Source organism: Hyphococcus flavus (assembly GCF_028748065.1).
GTDB classification, from domain to species: Bacteria; Pseudomonadota; Alphaproteobacteria; order Caulobacterales; family Parvularculaceae; genus Hyphococcus; species Hyphococcus flavus.
In genome coordinates this window covers 2397080-2418481 of the sequence record NZ_CP118166.1, presented here as the reverse complement: position 1 = coordinate 2418481, position 21402 = coordinate 2397080, and the positions used below count along the sequence as shown (strand labels likewise).

General features: G+C 54.7%; 21 protein-coding genes and 1 tRNA gene. 13 read left to right on the top strand and 9 right to left on the bottom strand.

What is annotated here, in order from left to right; all coding sequences use genetic code 11:
• Positions 1-57 precede the first annotated feature (57 nt).
• Complete coding sequence (locus PUV54_RS11525; RefSeq protein WP_274492388.1) at positions 58-1002, top strand: ribose-phosphate pyrophosphokinase; 945 nt, start codon at positions 58-60, stop codon at positions 1000-1002.
• On the opposite strand, the gene PUV54_RS11520 is transcribed toward PUV54_RS11525, so the two are convergent.
• The 4 genes from PUV54_RS11520 to PUV54_RS11505 all read right to left on the bottom strand — a co-directional run bounded on the left by PUV54_RS11520 (position 999) and on the right by PUV54_RS11505 (position 4080).
• Positions 999-1376, bottom strand: a complete 378-nt coding sequence (locus PUV54_RS11520) for a VOC family protein (RefSeq protein WP_274492387.1) — start codon at positions 1374-1376, stop codon at positions 999-1001. The genes PUV54_RS11525 and PUV54_RS11520 overlap by 4 nt on opposite strands.
• Positions 1377-1508: 132 nt before the next feature.
• A complete protein-coding gene (rimK, locus tag PUV54_RS11515) occupies positions 1509-2414 on the bottom strand; it encodes a 30S ribosomal protein S6--L-glutamate ligase (RefSeq protein WP_274492386.1) in 906 nt (301 codons plus the stop codon).
• Complete coding sequence (locus tag PUV54_RS11510) at positions 2411-2908, bottom strand: ATP-dependent zinc protease family protein (protein WP_274492385.1); 498 nt, start codon at positions 2906-2908, stop codon at positions 2411-2413. Before PUV54_RS11510 ends, rimK begins: the two co-directional genes overlap by 4 nt.
• Before the next feature lie 86 nt (positions 2909-2994).
• Positions 2995-4080: a PAS domain-containing protein gene (locus tag PUV54_RS11505; RefSeq protein WP_274492384.1), complete on the bottom strand. Its 1086-nt coding sequence runs from the start codon at positions 4078-4080 to the stop codon at positions 2995-2997.
• 298 nt (positions 4081-4378) lie between these two features.
• On the opposite strand from PUV54_RS11505, the gene PUV54_RS11500 reads away from it, so the two are divergent.
• The 3 genes from PUV54_RS11500 (at position 4379) to PUV54_RS11490 (ending at position 6830) form a co-directional block, all read left to right on the top strand.
• Positions 4379-5587: a pyridoxal phosphate-dependent aminotransferase gene (locus PUV54_RS11500; protein ID WP_274492383.1), complete on the top strand. Its 1209-nt coding sequence runs from the start codon at positions 4379-4381 to the stop codon at positions 5585-5587.
• A 105-nt stretch (positions 5588-5692) separates the two neighbouring features.
• Positions 5693-6166 (top strand): Dps family protein, encoded by a 474-nt coding sequence (locus PUV54_RS11495; RefSeq protein WP_274492382.1) that lies wholly within the window; start codon positions 5693-5695, stop codon positions 6164-6166.
• A gap of 238 nt (positions 6167-6404) precedes the next feature.
• Positions 6405-6830: a hypothetical protein gene (locus PUV54_RS11490; RefSeq protein WP_274492381.1), complete on the top strand. Its 426-nt coding sequence runs from the start codon at positions 6405-6407 to the stop codon at positions 6828-6830.
• A gap of 118 nt (positions 6831-6948) precedes the next feature.
• On the opposite strand, the gene PUV54_RS11485 is transcribed toward PUV54_RS11490, so the two are convergent.
• A tRNA-Thr gene (locus tag PUV54_RS11485) sits at positions 6949-7024 on the bottom strand.
• A gap of 86 nt (positions 7025-7110) precedes the next feature.
• Here PUV54_RS11485 and PUV54_RS11480 point away from each other — a divergent pair.
• Positions 7111-7554, top strand: coding sequence for a c-type cytochrome (locus tag PUV54_RS11480; RefSeq protein WP_274492380.1), 444 nt, complete (start codon positions 7111-7113; stop codon positions 7552-7554).
• Here PUV54_RS11480 and PUV54_RS11475 read toward each other — a convergent pair.
• On the bottom strand, positions 7551-8384 hold the full coding sequence (locus PUV54_RS11475; protein ID WP_274492379.1) for a class II aldolase/adducin family protein: 834 nt from the start codon (positions 8382-8384) through the stop codon (positions 7551-7553). The two genes, PUV54_RS11480 and PUV54_RS11475, sit on opposite strands and share 4 nt — an antisense overlap.
• 61 nt (positions 8385-8445) lie before the next feature.
• The gene (gene egtB, locus PUV54_RS11470) at positions 8446-9723 is read right to left on the bottom strand and encodes an ergothioneine biosynthesis protein EgtB (protein ID WP_274492377.1); all 1278 of its coding nucleotides are present in this window, start codon (positions 9721-9723) and stop codon (positions 8446-8448) included.
• A 7-nt stretch (positions 9724-9730) separates the two neighbouring features.
• On the opposite strand from egtB, the gene PUV54_RS11465 reads away from it, so the two are divergent.
• Both PUV54_RS11465 and PUV54_RS11460 read left to right on the top strand, forming a co-directional pair.
• Complete coding sequence (locus PUV54_RS11465; RefSeq protein ID WP_274492376.1) at positions 9731-10597, top strand: NAD kinase; 867 nt, start codon at positions 9731-9733, stop codon at positions 10595-10597.
• Positions 10598-10782: 185 nt separating this feature from the next.
• Entirely contained in the window at positions 10783-12810 is a 2028-nt protein-coding gene (locus PUV54_RS11460) for an EAL domain-containing protein (protein ID WP_274492375.1), read from the top strand.
• A gap of 9 nt (positions 12811-12819) precedes the next feature.
• Here PUV54_RS11460 and PUV54_RS11455 read toward each other — a convergent pair whose 3' ends face one another.
• Complete coding sequence (locus PUV54_RS11455) at positions 12820-14232, bottom strand: carotenoid oxygenase family protein (protein ID WP_274492374.1); 1413 nt, start codon at positions 14230-14232, stop codon at positions 12820-12822.
• 66 nt (positions 14233-14298) lie between these two features.
• Between PUV54_RS11455 and radA the strand changes: the two genes are divergently transcribed.
• The 5 genes from radA (at position 14299) to PUV54_RS11430 (ending at position 19465) form a co-directional block, all read left to right on the top strand.
• Complete coding sequence (gene radA / locus PUV54_RS11450; protein WP_274492373.1) at positions 14299-15657, top strand: DNA repair protein RadA; 1359 nt, start codon at positions 14299-14301, stop codon at positions 15655-15657.
• A gap of 124 nt (positions 15658-15781) precedes the next feature.
• Positions 15782-16474 (top strand): CvpA family protein, encoded by a 693-nt coding sequence (locus PUV54_RS11445; protein WP_274492372.1) that lies wholly within the window; start codon positions 15782-15784, stop codon positions 16472-16474.
• A gap of 26 nt (positions 16475-16500) precedes the next feature.
• On the top strand, positions 16501-18036 hold the full coding sequence (gene purF, locus PUV54_RS11440; RefSeq protein WP_420797958.1) for an amidophosphoribosyltransferase: 1536 nt from the start codon (positions 16501-16503) through the stop codon (positions 18034-18036).
• Positions 18037-18110: 74 nt separating this feature from the next.
• The gene (locus tag PUV54_RS11435; protein WP_274492370.1) at positions 18111-18380 is read left to right on the top strand and encodes a MoaD/ThiS family protein; all 270 of its coding nucleotides are present in this window, start codon (positions 18111-18113) and stop codon (positions 18378-18380) included.
• Between the two features lie 2 nt (positions 18381-18382).
• A complete protein-coding gene (locus PUV54_RS11430; RefSeq protein ID WP_274492369.1) occupies positions 18383-19465 on the top strand; it encodes a WD40/YVTN/BNR-like repeat-containing protein in 1083 nt (360 codons plus the stop codon).
• Positions 19466-19467: 2 nt separating this feature from the next.
• Here the strand turns inward: PUV54_RS11430 and PUV54_RS11425 are convergent, their stop codons facing one another.
• A complete protein-coding gene (locus PUV54_RS11425) occupies positions 19468-19920 on the bottom strand; it encodes an Lrp/AsnC family transcriptional regulator (protein ID WP_274492368.1) in 453 nt (150 codons plus the stop codon).
• Between the two features lie 89 nt (positions 19921-20009).
• On the opposite strand from PUV54_RS11425, the gene PUV54_RS11420 reads away from it, so the two are divergent.
• The gene (locus tag PUV54_RS11420; RefSeq protein WP_274492366.1) at positions 20010-21401 is read left to right on the top strand and encodes a pyridoxal phosphate-dependent decarboxylase family protein; all 1392 of its coding nucleotides are present in this window, start codon (positions 20010-20012) and stop codon (positions 21399-21401) included.
• Position 21402: the final 1 nt, after the last annotated feature.

Here is a 21402-nt window from a genome sequence, read left to right as displayed (position 1 = left end):
ACCTTCAAGAAACCGTCATGAAACTTTTGCTGTCAGGGGATGCAGGGGACGGATTTCATGAAACTCATCGCCGGAAATTCCAATCGTAATTTAAGCGAAGCGATCTGCCGGAAACTCGGCACTTCCCCCGCCATGGCGGAGATAAAAACCTTCAAGGATGGCGAGGTCTTCGTCGAAATTCAGGAAAACGTACGCGGCGAGGACGTATTCGTCCTTCAATCCACCGCATATCCCGCAAACGACAACCTGATGGAGCTCCTTATCACCATGGATGCGCTGAGCCGAGCTTCCGCCAGCCGCATCACAGCGGTGATCCCCTATTTTGGCTACGCCCGCCAGGATCGCAAAGCCGGACCGCGCACGCCGATTTCAGCAAAGCTTGTTGCAAACCTCATCACCAGCGCCGGCGCAGATCGCGTTCTGACTGTCGATCTTCACGCAGGGCAGATTCAAGGCTTTTTCGATATCCCGACAGATAACCTTTACGCCGTGAAGGAATTCGAACGCCGCATTCGTGAAATCTATAACGGTGAGCTGGACAAGGTAACGGTTGTCTCGCCGGATGTGGGCGGTGTGGTTCGTGCGCGCGCGCTCGCCAAACGCTTGAAGGATCGCCCGCTCGCTATCGTCGATAAACGGCGCGAAGGACCCGGTCTTTCCGAAGTGATGAACATCATCGGCGAAGTCAAAGACCGCCACTGCGTGATCTTCGACGATATCGTCGATTCCGGCGGTACGCTATGCAATGCCGCCGAAGCGTTGATGGAAAAGGGCGCCAGGAGCGTCTCGGCCTGCATCACCCATGGCGTTCTCTCTGACCATGCGGAACGACGTGTCATGAAGTCAGAAGCAATGACGCGCCTTCTTGTGACAGACTCCATTCAGGCTCGCCCCGAAGTCGCCGAGTGCCCGAAGATCGAACAGGTTTCCATCGCTACTTTGCTTGCCGAAGCGATCCGCCGCATCGCCAATGAAGAATCCGTGTCGAGCCTGTTTGACTAACCCGGATCGCAACCACCCGGCTGCCAGAGCTGGATGGGATTGCCTTCCGGGTCATTCATTTGTGCGAACCGGCCATTTGGGTATTCTTCCGGATCGATCTCCACTTTGACACCGGCTTTTTCAAGCTGCGCCGCCAGAGCGTCGAGATCTTTCACGCGAAAATTGATCATCCACTGATTTTTCATATCGCCGAAAAAAGCCGTATCTTCCTTGAACGGCGCAAACACGGTTGTGCCTGCTTCGGAACGCCATCCCGGCGTGTCGTAGTCGCTGGGAACAACATTGATCCCAAGATGTTCTTCATACCATTTCGCGAGCTTGTCCGGGTCTTTAGATCTGAAAAAGAACCCGCCAATGCCGACAACCTTTTGCATGATGCTCCTCCATTTTGGCAAAGTGCATCATGCCGCGCCTCGCACCGCAAGGCTCAAGCCATAGGAAAAAAGGTTAGTCACCCATTCGGGTGAGGCTTAACAAGCAAATCCTTGCGATTGTCAGCCGTCCGATCACCCCTTGCCCTTTGTTTTGGTTTTTCCGTGTTTTGCGTTTTTTTCGATAAAATCCATAAGGCCGCCGGCCACATCGGCGCCCGTAGATTTTTCAATTCCTTCCAAACCCGGCGACGAATTCACCTCCATAACCACGGGACCATGATTGGACCGCAGCATGTCAACGCCGCAGAAGTTTAGTCCCATGGCCTTGGCCGCGCTGACAGCAGTTGATCGCTCTTGGGGTGTAATTTTCACCTTTTCCGCTGAACCGCCGCGATGAATATTTGACCGGAAATCTCCCTCTTTGCCCTTGCGCTTCATCGAAGCAACGACCTTGTCGCCTATAACAATGCAACGGATGTCCTCACCGCCTGCTTCCTTGATAAATTCCTGAACGAGAATATTGGTGTTCACGCCGCCAAATGCCTGAATTATGGACTCAGCGCCTTTTTGGGTTTCGCCGAGAACAACACCGATCCCTTGCGTGCCTTCCAGCAGCTTGATCACTACCGGTGCGCCGCCGATCATGTCGAGAATCTCTTCCGCACGGCTTGTACGGTGAGCAAACACTGTCACCGGCAGGCCGATGCCTCTTCTCGCCAAAAGCTGCAATGACCGTAACTTATCGCGAGACCGGCTGATCGCGACGGACTCGTTTACGGGATAAACCCCCATCATCTCAAACTGCCTCAATACGGCTGTGCCGTAGAATGTAACCGATGCACCTATGCGTGGGATCACACAATCGAAGTAAGGCAGCTCCTCGCCGCGATAACGCACGGTTGGACGATGCGAAGTGATGTTGATGTAGCAACGCAAGTGATCAATGACATCAATCTCATGACCGCGCGCTTCGGCAGCCTCGACAATTCGCTTATGTGAATAAAGTTCGGCGTTACGGCACATTAGAGCCAGCTTCATTTCGGCTCTCCTTTCTCTGCACGGTCAAGTAAATATGAAGCGCCAGGATCAATCAGAAATTTCCGACGCAGCGCGTCACGCCCAATCAGGAAACGAAACCCCATGGCGTCACGGTTGGTCAAGGTAAGGTCGATCTTCCAAAATCGCTGGCCTAAACGCAACCTTGTTGCAATGACAAAGCGTTCCTCTTCCTGGCCGTTGGAACTTCGAATAACGCGTTTGTCAGCGATGGGAGCGCAACAGTAAACCTCAGGATGTTTGCGTCGTTGAACAGGATGCAGAAAAAATTCTACATGCGGCTTATCTTCCAACTCGATTTCGCGGATCCGGAACGCATGAATCGCTGACGTTTTCGCGCCCGTATCGATTTTGGCGTTTATTCTTTCAACATCGAGATCCGGAAGCGCCGCCCATTCCCGCCAGCCAATTCGCGTGCGAGGTTTTCTCTTGATTTTCTTTTTCGCCGACGTGGGCGACTTTTCTTGGTCAGTCAAACGGGAAAACTCCGGGCTGGCCGTTTAGAATGTAAACGCCAGCTAATGCCAATGGTTCCAACCGGATGCAAGCGGGTTATGTCAGCTTACTCAGCGGCATGAATGTGCCGGGCTGCGCCATCGCCTTCAAGGCGCCCGCCGCTGAAAACGAACCCCTCGACCCCCGGCACGTAAAGCATATTCGTCAGCCGTCCGCCCAGCGCTACATAGTCGCCATCATCAGACCCGCGCATACACACATGCGGCAATGGTTTCACCTCGCCAAGCTGGGACAACGCTTTCTCCCCCACGGCGCGAAAGAGCTGCATGTCGTCGGGGTGCACGAGCTGTTTTGTCGTTTTACCGAGCAGCAATCCCGTTGGCACGCCAAACGATTTTTCCGCTGACGGGCTGGCGTAGATAACCTTTCCTTCCGGTGAAAAAATGATCGTTACGTCAAGTGATGATTCCACGAGCGCGCGAAACCGCTGTTCCGCCGTATGCGTATCATCAACGCGGCGGCGGAGAACAGAAAGCAGCTTGTCATTCTTTGTGTGCAACAGAATCGAACGATCAATCATTCGTTGTGTGGCAAGCGCGAGATACGCCGTCGCAATTCCGTAAAATACAACAACGGCTGCGATCGCAGCACCGTTCGTTCCCGCCGTAAGCGCATATGTCGCCGCAAGCGGTGTTAAAGCTGGTATGTTAAACGCCAACACCGCCCGCCATGACGCACCGGCCGATACTATCGACGCCGCTGTCATTCCGGCGATGACGAACGCCAAAAAGGCGTGGCCTACAACACCATGCATGGCGAAGATTGGCGCGAGCGCGCCCCATACGGCGCCGTTCAGCGCCATGAAAAAAACATGCAGGCGGGCGAACCGCGACATGTTTCGTGCAGACATGCCGCCCATCCGAAAGCGCAACCACAAGCCGGCACGCAACATAGCAATCGCCATAATCGCGCCAAACCATGAAAGCAAAATCGTATGATCGATACTCGTCCAGGCGATCGCCGTTGCAATGACGCCGTTCACGGCGCTGGCGACAATCGCCACCGGAGCACCCCTGAATAGCAACGCTGCGCGCTCAACTTTGATCCTGACGCTTTCCACTTGCGTCAGACCTTTAAGCCTCGCCTTTTTACTCGGAACCTGTGAAATCGCGGTCTGTAATTCCGCAATCATAGGCGCTCCTATGTTGCCCCCGCTCTTGTCTATGAAATCACATCCTGAGCGGGCGGCAAACTAAAAGTTACGGCTGTCACAGGATATTATTTTTCCCCAGCAGTGACAGTTTTTCTTGTAAAAACATGGCCTTGCATGAAATCGCCCCAAATCGGGAAGACAACCGCAGCTCTACGCAATTTGCGACCCGACAGGTTATTTCGGAAATGACCGTCCGAGAAATGAGCGGAAATATAGGCATTGGTTGCAGCGCAGCATCGCGCTACACAGCTTTGTCGCAACTGCTGGAGCCATCCGAATGAGTGAATTTCGTTCCTCCGCCGCGCTGGCGCGAGTAAAGCCTTCCCCCACACTTGCTGTCACGCAGAAAGCACGAGAATTAAAAGCAGCCGGTCGGGACATTATCTCACTTGGCGCCGGCGAACCGGATTTCGATACGCCCGATTTTGTCAAGGAAGCAGCGATCAAGGCGATCCGCGACGGCAAGACCAAATATACCGCCGTGGACGGCATCCCTGAATTAAAAGAAGCGATCATCGCGAAGTTCAAACGCGATAATGACCTTTCATACGACGCATCACAGATTACCGTCGCGCCCGGCGGCAAGGCTGTTCTTTACAACGCTCTTGTTGCAACGCTGAACCCGGGCGATGAAGTCATCATACCAGCGCCTTATTGGGTTTCTTATCCGGACATGGCCTTGCTTGCCGGCGGCGAACCGGTTTTCGTAGAAGCTGGCGCTGAAACCAATTTCAAACTCACTCCAGAGACGCTTGAAAAAGCCATCACACCGCGCACCAAGTGGTTCATTTTCAATTCGCCATCCAATCCCACAGGAGCCGCCTACTCCCGCGATGAACTGAAAGCGCTGACGGACGTTCTTTTAAAACACCCAGATATCTGGGTCATGACCGATGATATGTATGAGCATATTGTCTATGGCGGATTTGAGTTCACAACCCCTGCGCAAATTGAACCGGCGCTTTATGATCGTACACTGACGGTTAACGGTGCATCCAAAGCGTACGCGATGACGGGCTGGCGCATTGGTTATGCGGGCGGCCCGCAGCCGCTGATCAAAGCCATGTCAAAAGTCATGTCGCAATCGACGTCTAACCCATGCTCCATCAGCCAGTGGGCGAGCGTCGCGGCGCTGAACGGCGACCAGTCATTCCTTGACGAACGCAACGCCGCGTTCAAGGCGCGCCGTGACATGGTGGTTGATATGCTGAATGACGCAGACGGCATTTCATGCGCAAAACCGGAAGGCGCATTCTACGTCTATCCCTCCTGCGCCGGCGTAATCGGCAAAAAGACGCCGGACGGCGCCGTCATCAGCAATGACGAGGATTTCGCCCGCGAATTGCTTGAGGCTGAGGGCGTCGCCGCCGTTTTCGGGGCAGCGTTTGGTTTAGCGCCCTTCTTCAGGGTTTCTTACGCCGCCTCGACTGAAGAGCTTCGGGAAGCCTGTACGCGAATCCACCGCTTTGCGTCATCGCTGCGCTGATAATATCGATTATTTCGAATGAAATAATCACCATTATCAATTTGATTGAAGGCGTCGCCGCCGCTATTTAGTCTCTACAACAAACAGAAACAGGAGATTCAAGATATGTCGACCGTTGATATTGGCCTTGCAGAGAACGCGCGTAACGCCGTCGCAGAGGCGCTCAATGCGACGCTGGCCGACACCTATTCTCTGTATATGAAGACCCACGCCTATCACTGGAATGTTACAGGCCCGCAATTCCACACGCTCCACGTCATGTTTGAGGAGCAATATCGTGAAATGTGGGCGGCGCTCGATGAAATAGCGGAACGCGTCCGCGCACTTGGCGTTTTCGCACCTACAAGCGGTAAACAGTTCGCTGATCTTTCCGCGATTGATAATGCAGACACCAAGCCGCCAGCTGCTGGAGAAATGGTCAAACGACTGCTCTCAGACCATGAAACGCTGATTAAGCGCGCCCGCGAGGGTCTTTCCACAGCAGAAGACGCTGGAGACGCAGCCAGCGCGGACTTGCTTACCGTTCGCATCCAGACGCACGAGAAAACAGCATGGATGCTGCGTTCGATGGCTCAGTAACTTTTTACAATTGGTTTAACGAACAAAAGCGGGTCTTTAATGGCCCGCTTTTTGTTAATGGCGCCCGCACGGATTCGAACTGCGAACTGACAGCAAGCGTAAACACTGCATTGGGCTGCCGCTTGATGCGTCCTACTTGTTGTTTTCTAATGATACAGACTGGGCACAGGATGGTAATCTCGGATATAGGCAGCAACAGATATGCCTTTGTGTTAAGCAAGGTTATTGAGTCAGTATAATGATTGATAAGAGCGATAAATCACTCAATGTTCTGAGCTTCCACCTCAGCCCCGGCCCGTATACGTGCGCCAGTATTTTTATCGACGGCAAGAATTTCCTCGAAGAATTTGATTTATCCGGCGAATATATTCCCCTTTCCGCGTATGATCTGGCCGATCCAATTTTAGCTCTCGATGATATTAGTCTTTTATGTGAGTCGGCTGTTCTCAAATGCTTCAACTTAGCCAGCTGTCGGTGCGGCTTTACAGGATGTAGCGCCGTGGTCTGTGACATAACGCTGGAATTCGGTGAAATGATCTGGAGCAATTTTTTAACCTCAGGCCCTGAGGCTTTGCCTCACATCGGGCCTTTTCGGTTCGATTTGGAGCAAGTCTCGACCGACCTAAAGGCAGCTCGCAAACAGCATCAAAGCACTCTTAATTAACCGGAAAATTATTTTAAACCCAAAGCGCAATGCATCCTGTTTGCTGGTTGCACAGGCGACAGAAATGTCGGGAATGAATAACCAGCTTGAGTCCAGATTATTGTCTGACTCTGTTTTATGGTGCCCCCACACGGACTCGAACCGCGGACCTACTGATTACAAATCAGTTGCTCTACCAGCTGAGCTATAGGGGCGCCAAAGCGGGCCTCATAACGGATTGCCCTCGCCATGACTAGGGGCTTATAACCCGGCAAACGTAAAAAATTGGGGATCCTTGCTCGTGACCAAAAATTCTCTCGCCATCGCCGCTTTCATCCTGCTCGCCAGTTGCGGACAGGACGCCTCCAGCGCAGGCGATAGCGCCGCCGCCGCTCAGTCATCGAGCGCAGAGACCGAATTGAGCCCGGCTGAAATGGGCCGGCGCATTTTCAGCCAGGAGACTTGCGCCACTTGCCATACTGTTGATGAAGGCGGCGCAAACCGCATCGGCCCCAATCTTTTCGGCGTTTATGGGCGGCAGGCCGGACAGGTGGAAGGCTTCGCCTACACCAACGCCCTCGCCCAATCGGATGTGATTTGGGACGACGCTTCACTGGACGCATTTCTGGAAAATCCACAAGGCTTCATGCGCGGCAATCGCATGGCTTATGTGGGTCAGCGCGATGCAGAAAAACGCGCAGCGATGATCGCTTACATCAAAACACTGACGTCTGACGCTGACTAAACATCAAACCCTGGGTTTTCGCGGTTAAGTTTGCGGATCAGTCCGGGCCAGGCGAGATTATCACCGAGGCCGGGAACGAACGCCGGCGCGCCCTGTTGCAGCACTTTGGCGCCCATGGCCGGCTTTTCCTCTAAAGGCTCTTTCGTGTCGGACTGCGCGAGAATTTGCGTCTTGCAAGCTTGCTCAAGAAAATACATCCGCAAGAAAGCGATGGCGCAGTTCGGACCAACCGTGAGCGTACCGTGATTGCGCAGCATGAAAAAATTATGGTTGCCAAGGTCTTTGACAAGCCGTTCGCGCTCATCAAGGTCGGTCGCGATGCCTTCATAGTCATGATAGGCGAGATCGTCGTGAACGATCATAGCGAACTGCGTGTATCGTTTTAACCCGCCTTGCTGGGCCGACACGGCAACGCCGTAAGGCGAATGCAGGTGCAGCACTGCATGGGCATCGTCTCTCGCCATGTGTAGCGCGGAATGAATGGTAAATCCGGCAGCATTCGCGAAGTAAGGGCTTTCATCCACTTTGTTGCCGTCGACATCGATCTTCAACAGCGACGACGCGGTCATCTCATCAAAAAACACCCCATACGGATTAATCAGAAAACGTTCTTTTCCGCCTTCATCAGGGCAACGCACGGATATGTGCGTGAAGATCATATCGTCCCAACCGTAGAGGGCGGCGAGACGATAGGTGGCGGCAAGGTCACACCTCAATCGCCACTCCTCATCGCTGACCTTGCCTTTAAGCGATGGCAGGCTTTGCGGATCAGGCATGGAAAAGCCCGGCGCCTGACCAAGGGCGTCATTTGCGTTGCCGTCAGCACTCATCATTCACTCCTGAGATTATCTTTGTCATCAATTTAAAGGGATTGGGATGAAATTTCATCGATTACTTGCAGTCGCGCGCAAGCCGGAAACCTGAAAATTGCCAGCGCATCCACGGATAGAAGAAATTCCGGTAACTCACACGCAGATGCCCTTCCGGCGTCGCACATGAGCCGCCCTTCAGCACCATCTGCCCGGACATGAACTTGCCGTTATACTCACCAACGGCGCCGGCGGGCGGCGCAAAACCCGGATAAGCAATGTAAGGAGACGCTGTCCATTCCCAAACGTCGCCGAAAAGCTGCACCAGTTTGTCATCTCCCTCGGCCGGAGCGGGACGGCGCGGAGAACCGTTCTGAAGAAATCTGCCTTTCAGCGGAAAAAGTGAGGCCGCGGCTTCCCATTCAAACTCCGTGGGCAGCCTAACGCCTGCCCAGCTTGCATAAGCATCCGCCTCGTAAAAACTCACATGACAAACGGGTGCATGCGGATTAACGGGCGCCTCGCCAAATAGCGAGTATTGACGCCACCCGTCATCCGCCTTGCGCCAGTAAAGAGGGCATTGCCATTCTTCCTTGTTGACGACATCCCATGCATCAGACAACCAATGCACAGGGTTTTGATAACCGCCGTCTTCAATAAAGGCGATGAACTCCGCATTTGTGACGGGCCGGTTGGATAGCTCAAACGGGTGCAGATAAACTTTGTGGCGAGGCCCTTCGTTATCGAATGAAAACCCCTCTCCTTCCCAGCCAATATTGCAAACGCCGCCTTCCATCTCACGCCAGTCCAGCGCCGGCGCCTCAACCAAATCGTCATTGTCATATTTATAGACAGCCGGCATCAGCGCATTTTGATAAAGACCGTGCTGAAGATCAGTGAGCAATAATTCCTGATGCTGTTCTTCATGGGCGCAGCCCAGCACAATCAAAGGCGCTATGGCGGCGAGAGTTTCATCGTCCGCCCTTTCCAAGAGGCGCACAACAGCCTCGTCCACATGCGCCCGGTATGACAAAACATCTTCTAACGAAGGCCTGGAAAGCATGCCTCGTTCAGCCCGCGGATGCCGTTCGCCGATTTGGTTGTAATAAGAATTAAACAAATATCCGAAATCATTATGATAGGGCCGATAACCAGCCGCATGAGATTTGAGAATAAAGGTCTCGAAAAACCAGCTTGTGTGGGCAAGGTTCCACTTTGCCGGGCTCGCCTCGGGCATGGACTGTATCATGCAGTCCTCAGGCGTGAGCGGTTTTATGAGCCTTTCACTGTCGCCCCTGACGCGGGTAAAACTTTCCCGTATAGTCGCGGCGGCATGAGCGGCGGGTAAATCGAGGGGCATGAGGCTAATGAGACTTTTCGGTCATCGTTTCAGAAACCGGAACACAACCAGCGGCGCCGGGCAAGAGGAAAGTTCATCATCTTCATTCTCGGAAATCCCACGTGACGCCCGGAATATCAGGCTTTGCATTCTGTCGAGCGAAAAACCGTCCGCGATCGAAACGGGAAAACAACTCAAAAAGCGCTACGGCGATCATTCCGTCACCGAGTGCGATGTGATTGTCGCGGTCGGCGGCGACGGTTTCATGCTGGACGTGCTGCGCAAATATATGACATCGCGCAAGCCAATCTATGGTTTCAATCGCGGCACCGTCGGCTTCATGATGAATGATGCGCCACTCGAAAACTTGCCTGAGCGGATAGCGGCAGCCGAAGCGACCGTTATCCATCCGCTTGAAATGAAAGCGACCACGATCGACGGCAAGGTCGAAACCGCCATGGCGATCAACGAGGTTTCCCTTTTTCGCGAGACACGTCAGTCGGCGCGTGTGCGCATCTACATCAACGGTCAGGTCCGTATGGATTCGCTAACCTGCGACGGCGTCCTGCTGGCGACGCCCGCAGGTTCCACCGCCTATAACCTTTCCGCTCATGGGCCGATACTACCGATCAGCGCGCACATGCTGGCGCTAACGCCAATCAGCGCGTTCCGGCCGCGGCGATGGCGTGGCGCTCTGTTGCCGCATGACGCAACCGTCAAACTGGAAGCTCTCGAAAGCAAAAAAAGACCGGTCTCCGGCGTGGCCGATAATCACGAAGTCAGGGACGTGGCGTTTGTCGAAGCCCGCGAAAGCCGCGATATTTCGATGATGCTGCTTTTTGACCAGGGACAGTCGCTTGATGAACGCATCCTTCGCGAACAATTTGACTATTGATTCGATTTTTGGCCGCGTTCCAAATCAGCCTTAATCAGTTGTTTACCCTGCCCTGTGAATCGCCGCATGGTGTGTCTTCTTTGGACTCTCCAGTTCCGTTCAGTGAGAATTAACCCGCGCCAAGGATCATGGACGGAATGGGATTTAGCGGGCGTGGCCGGATCGGCTGACGGAAGGGCTTTCGGATGGGCGCACAAGCGGTTCGGCTTTCCAATGTCGACATTGATAATGCACTGAAAAACAAGGACTTCGAAGTCCTTTTTCAGCCAATATTTGACTTGGGAAATGGCGCTTTGGCGCGCATGGAATCGTTCGTGCGCTGGCGGCATCCCAATCTGGGTTTGTTGCCGCCTGGGGCCTTTATTTCATTTTTTGAAAGCCAGGGCCGAATGAGCGAGCTCACGCGCTATGTGCTCGATAACGCCATCACGGCCTACACGAGCTGGCGCGGCCCCTTTGCACCGGGCATCTCCGTTAATCTCGCGCTTAGCGATTTAAGCGACGACGCTTTTTCATCCCATTTTGTAAAGCTACTGCGGGACCACGAGTTTCCGGCCGATCTTATCACGCTCGAGTGCCCAATGCCGCCCGTGGATATGCCGCTTGAAAAGGCGTCAGAGCATTTCAAACGGCTGTCTGAGACCGGCGCCCGCCTCGCGATTGAAGTTCGCGGGCGTGCAAACGATCTGTTGCGTTCGCTTGATCCTTTTCCCTTCGATGAGATCAAAACCGGTGGCTCTTCAATTCTTCGTTTCGCACGCACAGTGCGCGGCCCCGGCCTTTCCGCCATTGCCGACCTGCTTGATGTCGCTAATGACGCGAACGCGGCTATCACGGCGGTTGGCGTAGAGGATCAGGCATCCCTTTCCGCATTGAAAGGACTTGGATTCACGGCGGCTCAGGGCAACCATCTGGGCAAGGTGGGCGACCTTAAGGATTTCCGGCCTCAAGGCATCAACGAAGTCAGAAAGCTTCTGGAACTCGATCCATTAAGCCCCGAAAATATTGCGGCCCTTTTCAGAACGGAAGCGCCGGAAGTTCAGGCGCCCGTTGAAAAAACACCCGAAGAAACAGAGGGACAAAAAACCGAAACAGAAGATGCGCTGATCAACCGGCTCAATGAACGCGTCGCGCAATTCGACTACGATGAAGACGCGAGCGCCCAAGACACAACCCCACCAGAGCAAGCAGCAGCAGCCGACTCGGAGAAAAAAGCCAAAGCCCGTGAAAAGGCGAAAGCACTGATGCTGGCGAAAAAAGCCAAAGCCCGCGCAGAGCGGAAGGCGGCGGCCATTGAACGGGCCAAAGCCAAAGCGAACCATAAAGAAAGCCCGCGAGAAGCCTCGGACGAAGATGCAGCATCGAGCTCTTCGCCCAGCGCACCGAGAGAGCTTCAAGAGCGTTTAAGCGAAGCCTTCAAGCCTGGTGATGTTGCAGCGCAAACTTCATCCGCCGTCTCAGACGCTGACACTCCTTCGGAAGCAGCCGCCACTGCGGAAACAGCCCAAACCCCGGAAACGTCAAAGCCCGCTGCACCACAGCAGGATATCAGCGCCAATGAGGCTGGGTCACAAACTACTGACAAAACGGGGACTCAGGGTTTAATAGCGCCAGAGGCGTCTTCTGACGCAGTAAGCAGTGAACCTTCAGGCAACGATATGGCGACGGTTAAGCTCGCGGTGGGACCCACTTCTGCCTATATGCAGAAGGTCATCCGCGTTGGCGCGCCGGCGCTACCCGGCACGCCGAGGCAATCGATACCGCCGTCGCAGCCGAAGATGCCTGTGCCGCCATCTGCACAACCTACAAACGCGTCACCACAAACGCCTGCGCAACCGACTCCGACTGCAATGGATGGAAATTCAGAAAGCAAGAAGCCAAGCACGGTCGAACGCGCCATGGCTTCGCTCACTCCCGAACAATCCCCCGTCAACAAATCGCCAGCGCCACAACCGAACCCACCTGGGGTCACAGAAGATTCGCCTCAGAATGAAACCATCATAGGCGATCTGAATAAAAGCGACGATGATGCGGAAATCGTGGAGGCGAGACCACGGAAAAAACGCAAGCCTTTCCTCAAGCGAACCGTGATTCCTATTTCCGGATACTTCTGGCCGCGTAGCTGGCGACGTGCGTGGAAGCGCCGTGAAGCCGCCAAACTCGCTCGCGAAATCGATGACGCCGTGACAAATGAAAAAGTCGCCGCCGAGTAACTTCGCCTGTTAAACGTCAGGCGCCCAAACCCCGTGAAACCCCAGCGGCACGCGCTGTGGCAGTTTGATCCGCGCGAGCGGCGGCGCACTGATGTTTTGCGCGTCAATCACCTGCGCCTCCGACCTTCCATCAAAGTCCTGCGTAAACGTGATAAGATAGCCATCGTCTTCGCCATCTGCGCTCACTTTTGGCGCGAAAGCAGGCTCGGAACCGAACACGCCTTTTGGAAAATGATGACGCTCGCTGGCGCCGGTTAGCAAATTATATTTCAACAGGCCGGTAAATCGCTGCTCGATGCAGTCATCGAAAATCACATGATACGAATATTGAGTTTTACGTCCGGCGAAATTGTTGTTGACGACAGGGAACTCTGACAGCGCATCATCAAGCTGCTCTTCGCGGGCCTTGCCGGTTTTCATGTTCATACGCCAGACAAAGGGTTGCGCCCGCAACGCCAGCACATCAGCCATCGCGGCGTAGGGCCCGTATTTCGCATCAGGCTCAAAACCGTTTGGAACCATCTTGCAGGCCGCCATAACGACGTCGTCGCCCTCCTCCCACGCATTGATCACGTGATAGACATAACAAGTGGGAAACTCGAACCATTTGGGCGCCCCACCTTTACGTGGAACCACGCCAAAGCGTGTCTGCTGATCGGCCACATGAATTTGCCACAGGCGATTGCGGATGGCGCTATCCGAAAAGATCACCGGCAAGTCATGCAGGATGACATAGTTTTCCGTCATGCCCATGTCGTGCGGCAAGCGCGGCCCCGGCAAGTCAATTTCCTGAAATTGCGTCAGCTCACCCTGCGCCGATACCGTGCCGGTCCACATTTTTGGCTCGTAAAGCGAATAGTCGAAGAATACGAGCTCCCCGGTCTCCGGGTCGACTTTTGAATGAGCGGAAATATTGTTCGGCAAGGCGCCGTCAAACGTCTCCGTGCAGATTGTTTCCAGTGTTGACGCATCCACTGCAACCGGCTGTCCGGAAATATACCAGAGCGCAAGCAACTTTCCATTGTGATAGACAAGGTCCGTATTGGCCGTGTCGCGATAATGAACTTTCCTGCCCGGCGCATCACGCGCAGGATCAAAAATTCCACCCAATACTGAGGATCCGTTAGCTTTCAGATCTTGCGTCTGAACATAGCGGTTTCGATACCTCGCTTCGCCATTCTCAAACCAGACGCCATGCACCATGCCATCGCCATCGAACCAGTGGTGCATTCCCTTTGGGGATGTTTTCGGGTTCGGCCCGTTTCTGAAATAAGCGCCGTGAAGATCACGTGGGATTTCCCCAATTACTTCGAGTTTTTCGGCGCTGATTTCTTCGCGCACCGGCGCGTATAGCCCGTGAAGGTAGGGATTGACGAAATTTATATCGTGCATGACGAGATTGTAGCACGAACCTCGGTCCATACGAGGGTTATGCGCACTTGCACGGGAGCCTCAATCGTCGCAAAGCTGTGCGAAAGGAACATTGCATTGGCCCGTTCTTCCGACACCTATATCTGCCAGTCTTGCGGCGCGGTCTATGGAAAATGGGCCGGGCGCTGCGACGCCTGCGGGGAATGGAACACTATAGAGCTTGAAGCGTCCGAAGCCGGACCGCCAGGCTCCCTCGGCTCCGGATCATCCAATTCCAAAGCTAAGAAACTCGATTTCACGTCTCTTGCTGGCGCGTCTGAGGACATCCCGCGTCTTCTCACCGGCAATAACGAATTCGACCGAGCCTGCGGCGGGGGGCTGGCCCCCGGATCTGCGCTGTTGATCGGCGGCGACCCGGGCGTCGGCAAGTCCACCCTACTTCTGCAAATCGCTGCAGGCCTCGCTCGCGGCGGCGCCAATGTGGCCTATATTTCCGGCGAGGAGTCGTCATCGCAAATCCGCCTGCGCGCCAGACGCCTTGAGGCGGAAAGCGCGCCCGTAAACCTAGCTTCTGCAACGGCCTTGAGAGACATCATCGCCTCGCTGAAATCAGCAAAACCGGACGTCGTCATTATCGACTCGATTCAAACACTCTGGTCGGATGCCCTTCCGGCCGCGCCCGGCACGGTGACACAAGTTCGCGCTTGCGCACAGGAACTGGTGCGGTTTGCCAAGTCTTCAAACGCGATATTGCTGCTAGTTGGTCACGTCACAAAGGATGGCCAAATCGCCGGTCCTCGCGTCGTCGAACACATGGTTGACGCGGTCATGTATTTCGAAAGCGAACAGGGCCGGGATTTCCGCATTTTGCGCGCGGTCAAAAACCGCTTCGGCGCAGCTCACGAAATCGGCGTCTTTGAGATGTCGAGTGAAGGACTGAAAGAAGTCGCCAATCCCTCGGAACTATTTTTGACGGGCGGCGACCATGACGTCTCAGGCGCCGCCGTGTTTGCGGGGATCGAAGGCACGAGACCTGTGCTCGTCGAAATTCAGGCGCTGGTCTCACCTTCCACGCTCGCCGCACCGCGCAGAGCCGTCGTCGGATGGGACAGCGCACGGCTATCCATGCTGTTGGCCGTTCTTGACGCAAGAGCGGGTCTCGATTTCGGTCGCCATGACGTCTTCCTGAATGTGGCCGGCGGGCTTCGCATCGCTGAACCAGCAGCTGACCTTGCAGCGGCGGCTGCCCTTTGTTCTTCGTTATTCGATACGCCTTTGCCCCGGGACTGCGTGGTCTTTGGCGAGGTGGCCCTCTCCGGCGCCGTCAGAGCCGTTAACCAGATGGAGGCGCGCTTTAAGGAAGCACAAAAACTAGGGTTTTCAGGCGCACTTGCTCCCGCCGGAACAGAATCGGACGTGCTCAAAATCACGTATGCCTCAACCTTGTCCGATCTGGTGTCCTGGGCGCGCAATTAGCCTTAAAAGCTGTTGAGAAATCTCCCCATCAACGCTAGGTAAGACTGGCTGGAAAAGGCGACTCGGCGTGAGTTATGCTCATGCCGTAGGCTGTAAGCGGGCACATTGTTAGGCAGGCTTTGTAATGTTTGATCTCCTGTTTGTCGTGGTTGTTGGCCTCTCAACCGCATTTGCCGTTTTGCGCGGCGGATTACGTGAACTGTCCACTCTACTGGCCTTGGGGATAGCTGGCGGGTTGACCCTCCTGTTCATAGAGCCGCTATTGGCGGTGACAGGTCAGGCGGGAAGCTTTTTTGGCACCGCAATTATCGCCGCTGTCCTGATCGCTGTTTTTTTTCTTGCCGCACATATCGGTCTACATATCGGACTGAAGCGATTTCCGCTTGAGGGTCGTGCGGCGCTGGCTGACCGTATCGGCGGCGGCGTTTTCGGATTTGTGAGAGGTCTTGTTCTAATTGGTCTCGGATATCTGGGGTACACGTACTATATCGATGAGGCCAAGCAGCCAAGCGAAGTTCAGACAGCGATGACGCAACCACTCGCTTCCAGCATGGCGAGCTGGTTTGAAACCTTCACGCCCGAAACAGCTGACCTTGATGCGCCAATCAAGCTTCAGTCTGAAGAGGGCGTTGACGCGACGGTAAGCGGATATCCGCGCAGCGATCGTAACGGATTGAACGAAATCGTAACCACCGTCACCACCACAGACCCGACCATATCTTCCACTGCGCCCGGCGCCGTCGAGGAGCCGGAAGAGGTTGAGGAAGACGATCTCGACGCCATTGCCGACATACTTCAAGAGGACCAGCCTCAGTGACCGTGAAAGAGGATCAGGACGCCGCCATGAGTTTCACAGAACGCGCCGCCAGATACCTCCAAGAAGCTGGTCCCGCTTATCGCAAACAAAAGGCTGAGCTCGAGGCTCTTGTCGGTCCGCCTAAATTGATTGAGGAATGCGGCGTGTTCGGCGTCATTGGCACTAATGATGCCGCCGCCCTGACGGCGCTAGGTCTCCACGCGCTTCAACACAGGGGACAGGAGGCCGCTGGCATCGCCAGCTTTGACGGCAAACATTTTCACAATGAACGTTTTCTCGGACTTGTCTCGGATAACTTTTCAGATGCAGCGACCTTAGGCGGCCTTAATGGAGACGCCGCCATCGGGCATACGCGTTATTCCACACAAGGCGATACAGTGCTTCGCAATGTGCAGCCGCTTTATGCTGACCTCGATCAGACCGGTATCGCCATTGCCCATAACGGCAATCTGACTAACTCCAAAACGCTGCGGGCGGATCTTGTCAGGCGCGGTTGTATTTTTCAGTCGACATCGGACTCGGAAATATTCCTGCAACTCACAGCGCGTTCACAATACCTTTCCGTTACCGACAAGCTCATCGAGGCGCTCAAGCAAATTGAGGGCGCATACGCGCTTGCGGTATTAACGCCCGAAGGCCTTATTGGCGCACGCGACCCGGTCGGCATCCGCCCGCTGGTGCTGGGCGATCTCGACGGCGCGCCAATTCTCGCATCAGAAACATGCGCGCTCGATATCATCGGCGCCAAGTTTGTTCGCGACATAAAACCGGGCGAAGTCGTGATTTGCAAAGGCGACGGCTCCATTGAGAGCAGACAGATTTTTCCTGAACGCGATCATGCTCGTCCATGCATCTTCGAACTCATCTATTTTGCAAAACCGAACTCCGTCGTTGACGGCGAAAGCGTTTATGAATTGCGCAAACGCCTCGGCGAACGCCTCGCCAAGGAAGCGCCATGCGAAGCTGATCTTGTCTCGCCAATTCCTGACTCGGGTGTCCCGGCTGCTATCGGGTATTCGCAAAAAACCGGCCTGCCATATGAGATGGCGTTGATACGCAGCCATCATATCGGCCGGACCTTCATCGAGCCGGAGCAGAAAATTCGTGAAGCCGGCGTTAAGCGCAAACATTCGCCGAACCGTGGATTGATTGAAGGCAAACGTGTCGTGCTGATCGATGACTCCATCGTGCGCGGCACGACGTCTCGCAAAATAACGGAAATGCTGCGTAATGCAGGCGCGAAAGAAGTGCACATGCGCATCGCCTGCCCGCCAATATTGCACCCCGATTTTTACGGCATAAACACGCCTTCTTACGAAGAGTTGATTGCGGTCGATCATACCGTAGAGGAAATCCGTCAGATGATTGGCGCGGATAGCCTGGCTTTTCTGTCGCTCGACGGACTGTATAAGGCGTTTCGCAAAGGCAAGCGTGATGATGCTTCGCCAGCGTTTACCGACCATTGTTTCACTGGTGACTATCCGACAAAACTTACTGATAGAGACGCCGAAGCACGCAACGCAATGGTCACACAACTCTCATTCCTGGCGGAAACAAGCTAGCCGTTTCATATTGACAGGGCCGCTCTCAAAAGCTCGAATAGATTCACGCCGATCACCCGCACGGAGGCTGCGATATGGCGCGTATAGAGTTCACCGACAATTTGCAAAAGCATATCCCCTGCCCGCCGGCTGAGGCGCCGGGCGATACCGTGCGCGCCGTCCTTGAGAGTATCTTTGAAGAGAACGCACCTTTGCGTTCCTATCTACTTGACGATCAGGACCGCCTCAGAAAGCACGTCAATATTTTCATCAATGGCGATATGATCACCGACCGCATTCGCTTAAGCGATCCGGTTACGGACAAGGATCAGGTGTTCGTCTTTCAGGCCCTTTCAGGAGGATAGTGATGGCTGATGTATTCTACGTCGCAAGCCGCAAAGGACTGTTCACCTATAAACGCAATGGGTCGGGATGGAGCACCGGAAAACCTGATTTCCTCGGCGAACCCGTAAGCGCGGTGTTGAAAGATAGACGCGACGGAGCGCTCTACGCCGCGCTCAACCTCGGGCATTTCGGCTGCAAGCTGCACCGTTCTGACGATGACGGCGCCACCTGGAAAGAGCTGTCGCCACCCGCTTTTGCGAAAGCAGGCGAAGGCGATGAAGACGCGCCTTCGCTTGACCTTATCTGGACGTTAAAGCCCGGCGGCGATGACGAGCCAGGCGTCATATGGGCCGGGACGATCCCTGGCGCGCTTTTTAAAAGCTCAGACAAAGGCGAAACCTGGACTTTAATCGAGTCACTATGGGATCGACCGGAGCGCGAGGGCTGGTTCGGCGGCGGCTATGACAAGCCCGGCATTCATTCTGTGTTGGTCGATCCGCGCGACAGCAAAAAACTGACCCTCGGCATATCCTGTGGCGGTATCTGGAAGAGCGATGATGGCGGCAAAAACTGGCGGCTTACCGGCAAAGGGCTGCGGTCTGATTACACCCCGCCGGAGCAATCCGAAGAACTGAACACACAAGACCCGCACCGTCTCGCCATGTGCACAAACAACCCGGACACCATCTGGTGCCAGCATCATAATGGCGTCTTTCTCTCGCGAGACGGCGGCGACACATTCATAGAAATCAATGATATTCCGCCGGCTGATTTCGGTTTTGCGGTCGCATCGCATCCGAACAATCCTGACACGGCATGGCTGGTGCCGGGCATCAAGGATGAGTATCGCGTGCCGGTTGATGCGAAGTTCCTCGTCAACAAGACAACCGACGGCGCAAAATCATTCACCGCAAAAACCAGCGGCTTGCCGGCAGAACCAAGCTATGACCTCGTCTTCCGTCACGCGCTGGATGTAGATGAAACCGGCGACCGTCTGATTATGGGATCGACCACCGGAAACCTCTGGGCGAGTGATGACAGCGGCGAAAGCTGGACGCAGTTAAGCGCCTATCTGCCGCCTATTGCGGCGGTGGCGTTTGGATAATATCAGGACCGTTCGTCTTTTGTGGTTTCCATAACAATATATGATGTTATGGACTGGACTTTCGGCGTCATGCCCAAAATCTCCGTGTGGAAATGTTTGTAGGATGGAAGGTCCGCCGCCTCGACGCGCAACAGATATTCGACAGCCCCGGTTACATTATGGCACTCGCGCACTTGCGGAGCAGCGCGCATCGCCCGCTCGAATTCAGCTTGCGTTTTTTTCGTGTGTTCATAAAGGCCGACCGTCACATAGGCGATCAACCCGACGCCCATAGCGTCGCGATTGAGGACAGCGCGGTATCCGGAAATGACGCCGGTTCGTTCAAGTTCCTGAACACGGCGCAGGCAGGCCGAGGCTGAAAGGTTTACTGCTTTGGCGAGATCGGCGTTGGAAATGCGTCCGTCGCCCTCCAAAATGCGCAATATTCGATCGTCAATATCATCTTTTTTCGTCATATATGTGATAAATCTATATTTATTTCGAATTTTCACAAGCCTATTGCAAAAATAATCGTATATAATTGCAGAAAATACAGGATTAGAGAATGAGTGATGATCTGCAACAACGCCTGCTCGAAGAACAGCAGGACGCGCGAGCGCTTACGCGCGCGTTCGAATACGCCAAAGCATTCGTGGAATACGCGTCGACGCGGCGGCCATATCCGTATGAAACCGCAATCGGCAAAGCGCGCGGCGCAACTAGTCACCTTCCCCAACGCGGACAAGACGCCGACAGCGTAATCGACGAGTTGCAGGAAAAATTCTCAAACGCATGCGTGAATTCCATCGGCGGAAGATATTTCGGTTTTGTCACGGGCGGCGTTTTACCGGTCGCGCGGGCCGCGCGCCTGCTTAGCGATACATGGGACCAGAACGCCCCACTTTTTCGAACGTCGCCGGCCGCATCCGCAGTCGAGGATATCTGCGAGGATTGGTTGCGCACATTATTCGGTTTGCCGCCCGAAACAGTCGCCGGTTTTGTCAGCGGCTCGTCTCTCGCAATCTATTGCGGTCTTGCGGCGGCGCGCTGGCGGCTGTTGCAACGCCAAGGCTGGGACATCAACGCAAAAGGACTGGCCGGCGCGCCGTCCTTGCGCGTGATTGCCGGTGAACAGGCTCATGCCACTGTGGTCAAAGCGGTAACCTTGCTCGGACTGGGCACGGACAATATAGAATGGGTTGAAACCGGACGAGATGGACGGATCGCTACGGACAAAGTCCCGCCTCTCGACGAGCGCACCATGCTTCTTTTGCAGGCCGGTAATGTGAATGGCGGCGCCTTCGACGATTTCAAAATACTGTGTGCAAAAGCAAACGATGCTGGCGCCTGGGTGCATGTTGACGGCGCATTTGGCCTGTGGGCCGCAGCGGCTAAACAGTATGCTCACCTGACTGAAGGCATGAACAACGCCATGTCATGGTCGTGCGACGCCCATAAAACACTTAACACGCCTTATGACTGTGGCGTCGTCTTTTGCCGAGACCGTGAAGCCCTTAACACAGCACTGCATGCAACCGGCTCTTATCTTGAACATGGCGCCGACCGTGACGGCATGTTTTTTACGCCTGAATTGTCACGCCGCGCGCGCGCTTTCGATGTATGGGCGGCGCTTTCCTATCTCGGCCGCGACGGCGTTGACAATCTAGTGTCACTACTTTGCGAACGAGCGTCACAGTTCGCGCAGGAAATCACCGAGGCCGGGTTTGAACTGGCGGCGGAACCCTCATTCAATCAGTTGATGTTTGCCTGCAAATCAGATGAAGAAACAAATAGCGTATTGCGCGCCGTTCAGGAAGGCGGAGAATGCTGGGCCGCAGGCGCAGAATGGTTCGGCCGACGCGTGATCCGCATATCAGTATGCTCATGGGCGACGACGCCGGAAGATATTAAACGAAGCGTAGATGCTTTTAAGGCCGCCCGTGCCGAGCTGGGATAGC